Raw genomic sequence first — 10,539 nt, 5'->3', positions numbered from 1 at the left:
GCAGATTGACTACGGGAATCTGCGAGGCCCTCGGCGACTCCGATCCGGTAGGTACTCGGCTGGTCGCTCCCGGGTAGACTTCATGCGTTGTGGACCGCCGGTCCCGAGCCGTCGAACCGCTGGTTTGAGATTCTCTCACTCCCCGAACTCGCCTTCTTGATGATCGCGCTGAGCAACCTGGATGCGTTCCCGCTGCCTGCTGAGCGAGGGCCGGATTACTACCGCGTGTCCGCTGACACCCTCCTGCGCGGGCAAAGAGGACTGAGAGAACGAGGACTGCTGAAGGTGGAACGAAATATCATCAAAGCTCCCCTCGCGCCCGAGGGCGTCACGGCAGAGAACCTATCCACCCTCCAGCCGCCGTTCGGCCCGCACGGCAAGAAGAGCAAGGCCGCGAGTCGCCCGCGATGAGTCTGCACGCCTTCGTCGACGAGTCGATTCGAGGTCGACGGTACGTCATTTGCGCAGTCTTGATTCCGATCGGCAGCCTCGGACCCGCACGCCGGGCTCTCCGTCACCTCCGAGCGCCGGGACAGAGGCGTATCCACTCACCTACGTCCATCGGCGCGCCACAGACGAGCCTCTGCTGTGGATCGCGGATGCGATCGCATGGGCTTGGGGCCGAGGCGGTACGTGGCGGACTCGACTCGACCACCTTGGCATACTCCCGCGAGTCGCGGAGGTGAAGACCTGTTAGACAGCGCAAGGCCCGACTGCTCACCGTCCGGAGAGGAGTCGGGCCCACTTCCTCGAGCTACTGCTCTCGGCATCTCTATTCTCGCCCAGCAGGGCACGTTCTGCAAGCCCCTACGCGACTCCACGCCGAGGGAATTGTCGACGGAGCGCCGATGGTGCGGCATTCCTGCTCGAGCGCGGCGGGGGCGGCGGTGCACGACAGCCGGCCGTCGGTCGGCGCGGCCTGACGCTCGCACACGAGTTGGGGCACTACATGTTCGCCGACAAGAACCTCACAGATTGGAGCGTGGTCAACAGTCCGGCCCGGCACTCATGCTCTGAATCAAGGCCGCTCGGCCGCGGCGATCACAGGGGCGATCACATATCGTGGTGCCCGGTGTGCAGGCGAGAGGTCTGCAGAGGACGGAACGGCCCACACGACGAGACGGCGCACTCAGGCGGAGCGGCACACGAGATGGAGCCATGAGCGATCCCGGCAAGGTGTTGGCGGAGTTGGAGGCGCTGGGCACCGCCCAGAACCGGAAGGTGTACGCCCGACACGGCGTCGGTGAGCCGATGTTCGGCGTCAGTTTCGCCCACCTGCGCAAGTTGGGGAAGAAGCTCCGGCCCGATCACGATCTGGCACAGGCGCTGTGGGCGAGCGGGAACCACGACGCCCGCGTGCTGGCTCTCGCCGTCGCCGACCCGTCGGAGGCGGCGATCGAGGAGATCGAGGCGTGGGCGTCCGAAGTGGACAACTACGTCCTGATCGACGAGTTCGCGGTCTTCATCGCCGCCACGCCCCACTTCGGCGCTTGCGCCGACGACTGGACCGAACGCACCGGGGAATGGGTGGCCTCCGCCGGTTGGAGTCTGGTTGCCCAGCAGGCTCTCCAGGACGACGATCTACCCGACGAGTACTTCGACGCGCGCCTGCGCGCCATCGAGGCCCACATCGGCGGTGCCGCAAACCGGGTCCGTCACTGCATGAACGGCGCCCTCATCGCCATCGGCGGCCGCAACGAGTCACTGCGGGAGATCGCGACCGCCGCCGCCCGGCGCATCGGCCCGGTGGTCGTGGACCACGGCGAGACCTCCTGCAAGACCCCCGAGGCGGTCGCCTACATCGACCGCATGTGGGCGCGGCGGGACAAGCGATCGGCGTAAGCCTCTCAGCGCGGCGGGCGGCTCCGGTCTCGGCGCGTGGAGGAAAAGGCCCAGCCGCCAACAGGCATGGATCCGGCCTTCGCCGGGATGACGGGGCCGGATCCGAGCTTGGCTCAGACGTCCATCAGCGCCTTGCGCTGGCCTCCGTCGAGGAGGATGTGGGCGCCGTTGATGTAGCCGCCGCGGTCCGATGCCAGGAAGACGACCACGTCGGCCACCTGCTGGGCCGTGCAGATCGTCCCCAGCGGAAGGCTGTCGATGGTGATCTCGTGGGCGCGCTCCCTGCTGATCTTCTTGTCGCGGGCCATGGCCTCCTCGAGGTAGTCCCAACGGGTGGTGGCCACCGGGCCCGGGTTCACGGTGTTGCAGCGGATGCCGATGCGGCCGTACTGCTCGGCCACCGAAGAGGCGAAGTTGATGTCGGCGGCGTTGGCGACGCCGGCGGTCATCTCCCAGTACGAGGGCTTGAGGCCGTCGTTGCCGACCACCATGACGATGGAACCGCCGCCCCGAGCCCGCAGGTGCGGCACCGCGGCGCGCACCGTCCGGACGTGGCCCATGAACTTGAGCTGCAGGCTGGCGTTCCACTGGTCGTCGGTCAGCTCCTCGAGGAGCCCGCCGGGCGAGCTGCCGGCGTTGGGCACGCAGATGTCCAGCCCGCCGAACGCCTCAGCGGCGGCGTCCACCACCCGGTCAACGTCGTCGGTGCTGCTCATGTCGCCCACCAGCGGGACGCAGCGCCTGCCGCTGGCCGCGGCGATATCCGCCGCCACCTCCTCCAGCAACTCCCGCCCACGAGCCACGATGGCCACATCGCAGCCCTCGGCGGCAAGGCCCTCCGCCACCGCCTTGCCGATGCCCATGCTCCCGCCGGTGACGATGGCGGCCTTGTCGGTCAATTGCAGGTCCACGGACTCTCCCCTCGCTCAGACGTTCAACCAGCTAGTACATGATGAGGTGCGTGGGGACCAAGCGCCCCTCGACGGGGTCCACCGCCAGAGCCAGGCCCTCGAGCGTGTAGGCACCCAGGAGCGCCGGCGCGTCGTCGGGGCCGAAGACCACCAAGGTCACCTCGGTCTCGCCGTCCACCGTCGCCCAGGCCCGCCCGTAGTCCATCTCCACTCGCCGCCCGTCGGCCAGCAGGAATCTGCGGCTGCCCAACGGCTCGACCCCCAGATCGCGCAACAGGCGGGCGGGCACGGTCGTGTAGGCGGCGCCGGTGTCCACGGTCGCCTCGATGTCGGCCGAGTGCTGACCGTCCATGGCGGAGATACGCAGCGGCCAGTCGAACGTTCCCACGTTGCGATGCTACCTGGCGACGCCGAGGCGGGCCCCGTGGACTACGAGAAGCCGGTGATGGCGCCGGAGACGGCGCGGGGGTCGCGCGGCCCCCAGGCGCCGGCGGCGACCCGGCTCAGGAAGTCGGCGATGAGCGTGTTCACCCGGTCCGGCTCCTCGATGTTCAGGGTGTGGCCCGAGCGGGCCAGAACCGCCAGGCCGGCGCTCGGGACGACCCGCTTCAGCCACACGCTCGTGTCCAGGCAGCCGTCGTCCTCGTCGCCCGCCAGGACGAGGACGGGCACCGCGATCGCCGATAGTTCCTCCTCCAGGGCGTACAGCGACGGCCGCTCGCGCTGCACGCCGCGCATCGTGTGGGCGGATCCCTCAGCCGAATGCTCGCCCAGCCACCCGGTGTACTCCTGCCAGGCGCGCGGGTCCTTGTTCTGCAGCTGCACCCGCGACGGCCCGCACATGTACTGCCGGGCGAACGCGGCCATTCCCGAGCCCTCGATCACCTCGGCGATGGCGTCGCACTCGCTGCGGAATCGCTCTGCCTCGTGCGGGCGCGCGCCGTAACCGGTGCCCGCCGCCACGAGCGACCGGACGCGCTCGGGGTGCGCCATGGCAAGGTGCAGACCGCAGAAACCCCCCATGGAGATCCCGACGACGTGGGCGGCCCCGACGGAATGGGCAGCGAGGACGGCCACGGCGTCGTCGACGGCGTGCCGCTGGGAGTACGCGGCGGGATCGGCGGGGACCTGCGACGGCGGGTAGCCGCGGGCGGCGTAGGTGATGCAGCGATGGCTCCGCGAGAACCGCCTGATCTGCGGCTCCCAGGTGCGGTGGTCGCCGGCGAACTCGTGGACGAAAAGGATCGGCTCGCCGCTGCCGACCGCCTCGCTGTGCAATGTCACCCCGTCGGCGGTGGTGACCGTCAGCGTGGACGTCTCGAACTCAGCCGCCACTTCCATCACCCCCAAGCGTCGGGCACCACCGGCAGGTCATCTATCGTGAACCACATGACCGGCGGGCGCAACCGATCGGGAGAAAGACTGGGCCGGCACTCCGAGGTTGCCGAGTTCCTGATGTCGTCGGAGCCGCGCCGCAACGCGGTCGACCATGCCTTTCTCGACGAGTTGGGCCGGGCGATCGACGATGCCGAGGATCGGGACTGCACCGCGCTCGTCCTGCGCTCGGCGCTCCCGCGCGTGTTCTGTTCCGGCGCCGACCTGACGCTGCCCGACGCCGAGCGGGCCGATGTGTCCGATCGCCTCTACGCCACCTACCAGCGGATGCTCGGCTCCCCGGTCATCTTCGTGGCCGATGTCGCCGGCGCCGCCGTGGGCGGGGGCGCCCAGCTCTGCCTCGCCGCCGACATCTGCATGGTCACGCCGGACGCCTGGTTCCGCTTCGCCGGCGCCGGTCACGGATTGGCGGTCGCCGCCTGGGGACTGGTGAACGCCGTCGGGCGCCACGCCGCGGCCGACATGTGCCTGACGATGCGGAAGGTGGATGCCACCGAGGCCATCCGGCTGGGGCTGGCGACACCCCGGCGCGACGAACTCGTGGCGGAGATCGCGCGGACCGACCCGGCGGCTCGCCGGCGCCTGAAACAGCTTCTGAACGCCGCAGTGCGCGAGCCGCTGGAGCGCGAACGGACGGGGAATCGTGAGAACTGGACGGGCAGCATCGAAGGTCTGCACCGCTGGGGCCGTGCTGAGTGATCCACCGGCAGTCCGTGTCGGATCGCCGGGTCCTGGATTCCGGCCTTCGCCGGAATGACGAGCCGGAGAGCCCGATGGCACCGACCGATCCTTCGCCGGAATGACGAGCCGGAGAGCGCCGATGGCGCGGACCCATCCTGTCGAGGGGGCCACGGTGGCGGCCTGGCGCCAGCACGACCCGTCAATCCCCGCGGACCTCGATCTGGGGAAGTTGCGCCGGCGGCTGCGCGGCGGCTCCCTTCCCCGGGCGCTGCGACGGCGCGCCTCCGCCAGCGGCCGGCGAACCACGATCAGCGTCGACGGCGAGGAGGTCGACCTGCGCCGACTCCACGTACAGGCGGAGGCCCTGGCCGTGCGGTTCGGGGAGACCGGCGTCGGCCCTGAGCGCCCGGCGCTGCTGGCCGCCCCGCCGTCGCTGGACTTCATCCGGTGCTACCTGGCGCTGCTGGCCGTGCGCTCCCCTGTCGTGCTTGCCAACCCTTCCGCCACATCACGGGAGTTCGAGGCGCAGATCGCCGCCGCCTCGGTGTCGGTGGCGATCACCGGCGGCGAGGCCACCGACACGCTGGCGAGCCTCGCTGCCGGAGAACCGTTGACGCACTGGCCGATCGCGGGACTGGACCGCGGGGGCGGCGGCGCCCTGCCGCACGCCGCACTTCCCCGCTCGAGCGACGTCGCGGTCTGCGGCTTCACCTCCGGCACCACCGGCGCGCCGAAGCTCGCCCCGTTGCGCCACGGAGACGTCCAGGCGTCCATCCGCTCGGCCATGCGGGCCTGGCGCTGGCGCCGCGGCGACGTCCTCGTCCACGCCCTGCCGATGTTCCACCAGCACGGTCTCAGCGCCGTCCACGCGTCGATCCTCGCCGGCTCGTCGCTGCACTGCCTATCCAGGTTCGACCCCGAGCGGCTCATCGCTGAGGCGCGGCGTCGGCGGGCTTCGGTCATCTTCGCCGTGCCCGCCATGTGGGAACGCGTCGTCGCCACGCACACGGCTGTGGACGCGCCCGGGCTCCGCCTGGCGATCTCGGGCTCGGCACCGCTGCCGGCCACGCTGTTCGAGCGGATCGAGGACGTCCTGGGCATGCCCCCGCTGGAGCGCTACGGGACCACCGAGTCGGGGCTGAACATCTCGAACCTCTACGACGGTCCCCGACAGCCCGGCGGCGTGGGGTTTCCCCTGCCCGGCGTCGAGATCTCGATCCACGACGAGACCGGCGAGCTCTCGGTGCGCGGCCCGCAGGTCTTCGGCGGCTACGCGGGCCAGACCCCCCTCGCCGGCGGCGAGTGGTTCGCCACCGGCGATCAGGCCGAAGCGGATCCGGCGAGTGGCGCGGTCACCATCACGGGGCGCCTGAAGGACATCATCATCACCGGCGGAATCAACGTCCACCCCCGAGAAGTGGAGGACAGCCTGGCGTCTCATCCCGCCGTCGACACCGTGGCGGTGGTGGGTGTGCCGTCGAGACGCTGGGGCGAGGAGGTCACCGCGTTCGTCGTCAGCGAGGCGGGTTTCAGCGAGGACGAGCTGCGCCGCTGGTGCCGCCGGCAGTTGAGCGCCCACAAGGTTCCCAAGCGGTTCCACCCCGTCGAGGAGATTCCCCGCAACCCCACCGGGAAGGTCATGCGCGGCGAACTCACCGAACTTGGCGCAGCCCTCGCCGGCCGCCCGGGCGCGCGGGTGCCACGGAGACTTGACCGTTGACCGGGGCGCGTCGGGCGGCTGCGACGTCTCCGGCAAGCTGCGACGTCTCCGGCAAGCGGCAGGCACCGGAGCCGATCGGTAGCATTCGGCGCACCGCGGCGCGCCGGGAGCCACGGCGCCATCGGTCCGGTCGCACGGACTCGCCGCGGTCGAACCGACAGGGGGACCATGCCCGCCAGCCTGCTGCGAACCATTCTCCACCGGCGCACGGGGCGCCTGCTCGCCGCGGCGACAGCCGTCCTCCTGCTCGCAGGCGCCTGCGGCAGCGACGGCGGCGGCGAGGCCTCGAGTCCGGCCGCCCCCGCCGAGCCGCCCGCGACGGGGGACCCGCCGGCGCCGCCGACACCCGCACCCGGGGACCCGCCGCCGCCGACACCCGAGGACCCGCCCGCACCCGGCGACCCGCCCCCGCAGCCCGCACCCGGGGACCCGCCGCCGACACCCGAGGACTCACCTGCACCCGGCGACCCGCCGCCGACACCCGGCGACCCGCCCGCACCACCACCTGCAGCAGACGACCCACCCCCACCGCCACCCGCACCCGTGGCGGCGCCCGAGCCCACAGCCGAGCCGGTCTACGGCGGGACGCTGACCTTCGGCCTCGAGGCCGAGACCAACCAGGGCTGGAACCCGGCGACCACCCAGTGCGCCGTGGCCTGCCACACCGTGATGCGCGCCATCTTCGACCCGCTCACGATCGAAGGCCCGTCCGGCGCCCCCGAGCCCTACCTGCTGGAGTCCTTCACGGCCAACGACGACTTCACCGCGTGGAGGTTGAGGATGCGGCCGGGCGTCACCTTCCACGACGGCACGCCCGCCGACGCCGCCGCGCTCGCCACCCACTTCGACAACCTGAGGGCGGGATCGCTCACGAGCCTGCTGATGCGCCGCTGGGAGAGTTGGACGGTCATCGACGACTTGACCGTGGAAGTGCGGGCCACCGGCCCCCTCGCCGGCCTGCCCGGGCTCCTCGCCGGGCAGATGGGCTACCTGGCCGCGCCGAGCCAGTACGCCGACCCCGACGGCGCCGTCAGGCCGGTCGGCACCGGCCCGTTCGTCTTCACGTCATGGACCCTCGACAGAGAGCTGGTGGCGGACCGCAACCCCGACTACTGGAAGACCGACGCCGAGGGACGCCGACTCCCCTACCTGGACCGGGTCGTGTTCCGCCCCATCGCCGACTCCGACGCCCGCGACCTGGCCCTGCGGGCCGGCGACTTGGACACCCATCACCTCAACTCCCCTCTCGACGCCCCGCAGAACAGGGAGCGCTACAAGGTCGTGGAGGAGGGCAGCTTCTTCCAGACCACCTACATGATGCTCAACGCCGGGGCGCCGCCCTTCGACGACATCGACGCCCGCCGGGCGGTGGCGCACTGCACCGACTACGACACCTACAACCTGCTGCGGGTCGGTGGAAACGTTCCCATCGCCAACGGTCCCTTCGGGCCGAACACGCCCGGCTTCCTGGCCGAGAGCGGGTTCCCTGCCTACGACCCCGAGGCGGGGCGCGCCCTGTGGGGCCGGCTGGACGACCCGGGCACCGTTGAGCTCGGCACCACGAACGACCCCTTCAACAGGACCACCACCGAGCTGATCTCCCAGATGTGGAACGACTGCGGCATCGACACCCAGATCACCCAGGTGGACCAGGGAACCCTCATCACCAACGCCGTCTTCGGACTCTTCCAGACGTTCCTGTGGCGGAACCACAACGGCGCCGACCTCGAGGTCGAGCGCACCTGGTGGCACTCCGAGTACGCAACCGGGCTGGCGGTCAACTTCGGGCGCATCGTCGACCAGCGGATCGACGCCGCCCTCGACGCCGCCGCCCGGACCGTCGACCTCGACGAACGGCGAGCCTTGGCCGAGGAGATAAACCGAGCGTTCGCCGAGGGCGCCTACAACATCTGGCTGAACTGGTCGCTGTGGATGCTCCCGCACCACGACCGCGTCCACAACCTGGCGAGACTGACACTTCCCGACGGGCGCGAGATCATCAACCTCATCGAAGGGCGGGCCTTCCTCACCGAGACCTGGATCGAGTAGCGATCGCGGGCGGCTCCGCGGCACGGGCCGCCGGGTGGACATGAGATACTGAGCACGACCGACGGACGGTCGTTCATCACCGGCACCCGGTTGGAGTCAAGCATTGGGATCACCTTCGGCGAAACAAGCACGCCGCCGCCTGCCTGCCGCGGTGGTCATGGTCCTGCTGCTCGCCGCCGCCTGCGGGGGCGAGGACACTCCGCCGGACTCGACAGCCCCCGCTGACCGGCAGGCCGCCGCTGCTGACGCGCCCCCGACGCCCGCGGCGCCCCCGCTAGAACCCGACGCACCACCGACGCCACCTACGCCACCGGCCGAACCTGACGCACCACCGGCGCCCGCGGCACCCCCGGCCGAAGCCGACGCGCCGGAGGTGTCCCCCGCCGCCGAGCCGTCGCCGCCGAGTGAGCCGCCGCCCGCCCCGGTGGCGGCCTCCGAGCCGACCTCCGAGCCGACCTACCGGGGGACGCTGTTCTTCGGACTCGAGGCGGAGACTCCCGACGGCTGGAACCCAGCGACGCAGTCCTGTGCGGTCTCGTGCCACACCGTGATGCGAGCCGTCTTCGATCCGCTGACGGTGACCGACGCCGACGGGGAGCCGCGGCCGTACCTGCTGGAGTCCTTCGAGGCCGACGAGGACTTCACCATATGGACGTTCAAGATGCGCCCCGGCGTCAAGTTCCATGACGGCACGCCCGCCGACGCCCACGCCCTGGCCACCCATTTCCGCAACCTCCTGGGAGGCGCCCTGCCGGGCCAGACCCTGCAGCGGCTCACGGGCTGGGAAGTGATCGACGATCTGACGCTGGAGATCTACTCCGAGGTTCCCTTCGCCGGCCTGCCCGGCGGCCTGACCGGCCAACTGGGCTACCTCGCCGCCCCGAGCCAGTACGCCGACCCCGACGGCGCGGCCAATCCGGTCGGCACAGGCCCGTTCGTCTTCAAGTCATGGATTCCCGACCAGGAACTGGTCGTGGAACGCAACGCCGACTACTGGCGGACCGATGCCGCGGGACGCGCCCTGCCCTACCTGGACCGGATCGTCTTCCGCCCCATCCACGAGGCCGACTCCCGGAAGGTGGCACTCGGACTCGGCGACATCCACGTAACCCACTCCGACGTCGGCTTGGACTTCGACTACTACAGGCAGAACTACGAGACCACCGAGGAACGCAGCTTCCTGCAGACGCGTCACTTGCTGCTCAACAACGCCGTGGCGCCCTTCGACAGCGTCGAGGGCCGGCGGGCCCTCGCCCACTGCACCGACCACGAGACCTACAACCTGCTCCGCACCGGGGGCAACTTCGACGTCGCCAACGGCCCGTTCGCGCCGAACACGCCCGGCCACCTGTCCGACACGGGTTTCCCCGGCTACGACCTCGAGGCCGGCCGCGCCCTATGGGAGCGGCTCGGAGACCCTGGGCCGATCGTGCTCGGAACCAGCAACGAGCCGTTCGACCGGACCTCCGCCGAACTGCTCGTCCAGATGTGGGAGGCCTGCGGCCTGGAAGTCCGGATCAGCCAACTCGACCAGGGCGCCTTGATTCGCAACGCCGTGCTGGGGAACTTCCAGGTGAACCTGTGGCGCAACCACGACGGCACCAGCCTGGCGACCGAGCGGGTCTGGTGGCACTCCAACTTCACCACCGGTCTGGCCCTGAACCTGGGGCGCATCAGGAACGAAGCGCTCGACGATGCCCTGAACCGAGCCACCGTGACCACCGATCGCGCCGAGCTCCGCCAGATCGCCGAGGAGGTCAACCGGATCCTCGCCGAGGGCGTTCACAACGTGTGGCTGCACTGGGTGGAATGGATCCTGCCCCACCGCGACGAGGTCCGGAACCTGGCCCGGATCACGATGCCCGACGGCAGCGAACTGCTGAACATCCTGCGCGGCCGGGCGTTCCTCACCGAGACCTGGCTCGACTAGAGGGAGAGAGC

General features: G+C 70.6%; 9 protein-coding genes. 6 read left to right on the top strand and 3 right to left on the bottom strand.

The features are described 5' to 3' along the window. The first annotated feature begins 87 nt into the window (after positions 1 to 87). Together OXG55_09340 and OXG55_09335 are read left to right on the top strand one after the other, a co-directional pair. Positions 88 to 411: a hypothetical protein gene (locus OXG55_09340; GenBank protein MCY4103449.1), complete on the top strand. Its 324-nt coding sequence runs from the start codon at positions 88 to 90 to the stop codon at positions 409 to 411. Positions 412 to 1,158: 747 nt separating this feature from the next. After that, a complete protein-coding gene (locus tag OXG55_09335) occupies positions 1,159 to 1,842 on the top strand; it encodes a DNA alkylation repair protein (protein ID MCY4103448.1) in 684 nt (227 codons plus the stop codon). 113 nt (positions 1,843 to 1,955) lie between these two features. Here the strand turns inward: OXG55_09335 and OXG55_09330 are convergent, their stop codons facing one another. Genes OXG55_09330 through OXG55_09320 form a run of 3 tightly spaced genes read right to left on the bottom strand, consistent with a single transcriptional unit; the run spans position 1,956 to position 4,094 of the window. Next, positions 1,956 to 2,753: an SDR family oxidoreductase gene (locus OXG55_09330; protein MCY4103447.1), complete on the bottom strand. Its 798-nt coding sequence runs from the start codon at positions 2,751 to 2,753 to the stop codon at positions 1,956 to 1,958. 31 nt (positions 2,754 to 2,784) lie between these two features. Then, a complete protein-coding gene (locus OXG55_09325; protein MCY4103446.1) occupies positions 2,785 to 3,141 on the bottom strand; it encodes a hypothetical protein in 357 nt (118 codons plus the stop codon). Positions 3,142 to 3,182: 41 nt separating this feature from the next. Next, a complete protein-coding gene (locus tag OXG55_09320; GenBank protein MCY4103445.1) occupies positions 3,183 to 4,094 on the bottom strand; it encodes an alpha/beta hydrolase in 912 nt (303 codons plus the stop codon). Positions 4,095 to 4,142: 48 nt separating this feature from the next. On the opposite strand from OXG55_09320, the gene OXG55_09315 reads away from it, so the two are divergent. The 4 genes from OXG55_09315 (at position 4,143) to OXG55_09300 (ending at position 10,528) form a co-directional block, all read left to right on the top strand. Further along, positions 4,143 to 4,847, top strand: a complete 705-nt coding sequence (locus OXG55_09315; protein MCY4103444.1) for an enoyl-CoA hydratase/isomerase family protein — start codon at positions 4,143 to 4,145, stop codon at positions 4,845 to 4,847. A 121-nt stretch (positions 4,848 to 4,968) separates the two neighbouring features. Next, the gene (locus OXG55_09310; GenBank protein ID MCY4103443.1) at positions 4,969 to 6,549 is read left to right on the top strand and encodes an AMP-binding protein; all 1,581 of its coding nucleotides are present in this window, start codon (positions 4,969 to 4,971) and stop codon (positions 6,547 to 6,549) included. Positions 6,550 to 6,717: 168 nt separating this feature from the next. Further along, positions 6,718 to 8,598, top strand: coding sequence for an ABC transporter substrate-binding protein (locus OXG55_09305; protein MCY4103442.1), 1,881 nt, complete (start codon positions 6,718 to 6,720; stop codon positions 8,596 to 8,598). 157 nt (positions 8,599 to 8,755) lie between these two features. Beyond that, entirely contained in the window at positions 8,756 to 10,528 is a 1,773-nt protein-coding gene (locus OXG55_09300; protein MCY4103441.1) for an ABC transporter substrate-binding protein, read from the top strand. Positions 10,529 to 10,539: the final 11 nt, after the last annotated feature.

The sequence above is a fragment of the bacterium genome (assembly GCA_026708055.1).
Classification (GTDB): Bacteria; Actinomycetota; Acidimicrobiia; order Acidimicrobiales; family CATQHL01; genus VXNF01.
Note: the sequence above shows the minus strand (reverse complement) of the source record. Positions and strands in the feature narration are given on the sequence as shown.

Bases quoted from the DNA above. Each gene is read 5' to 3' on its own strand.
- OXG55_09335 (MCY4103448.1), top strand. From the start codon at position 1,159: ATGAGCGATCCCGGCAAGGTGTTGGCGGAGTTGGAGGCGCTGGGCACC.
- OXG55_09320 (MCY4103445.1), bottom strand. From the start codon at position 4,094: ATGGAAGTGGCGGCTGAGTTCGAGACGTCCACGCTGACGGTCACCACC.
- OXG55_09315 (MCY4103444.1), top strand. From the start codon at position 4,143: ATGACCGGCGGGCGCAACCGATCGGGAGAAAGACTGGGCCGGCACTCC.
- OXG55_09310 (MCY4103443.1), top strand. From the start codon at position 4,969: ATGGCGCGGACCCATCCTGTCGAGGGGGCCACGGTGGCGGCCTGGCGC.
- OXG55_09305 (MCY4103442.1), top strand. From the start codon at position 6,718: ATGCCCGCCAGCCTGCTGCGAACCATTCTCCACCGGCGCACGGGGCGC.
- OXG55_09300 (MCY4103441.1), top strand. From the start codon at position 8,756: ATGGTCCTGCTGCTCGCCGCCGCCTGCGGGGGCGAGGACACTCCGCCG.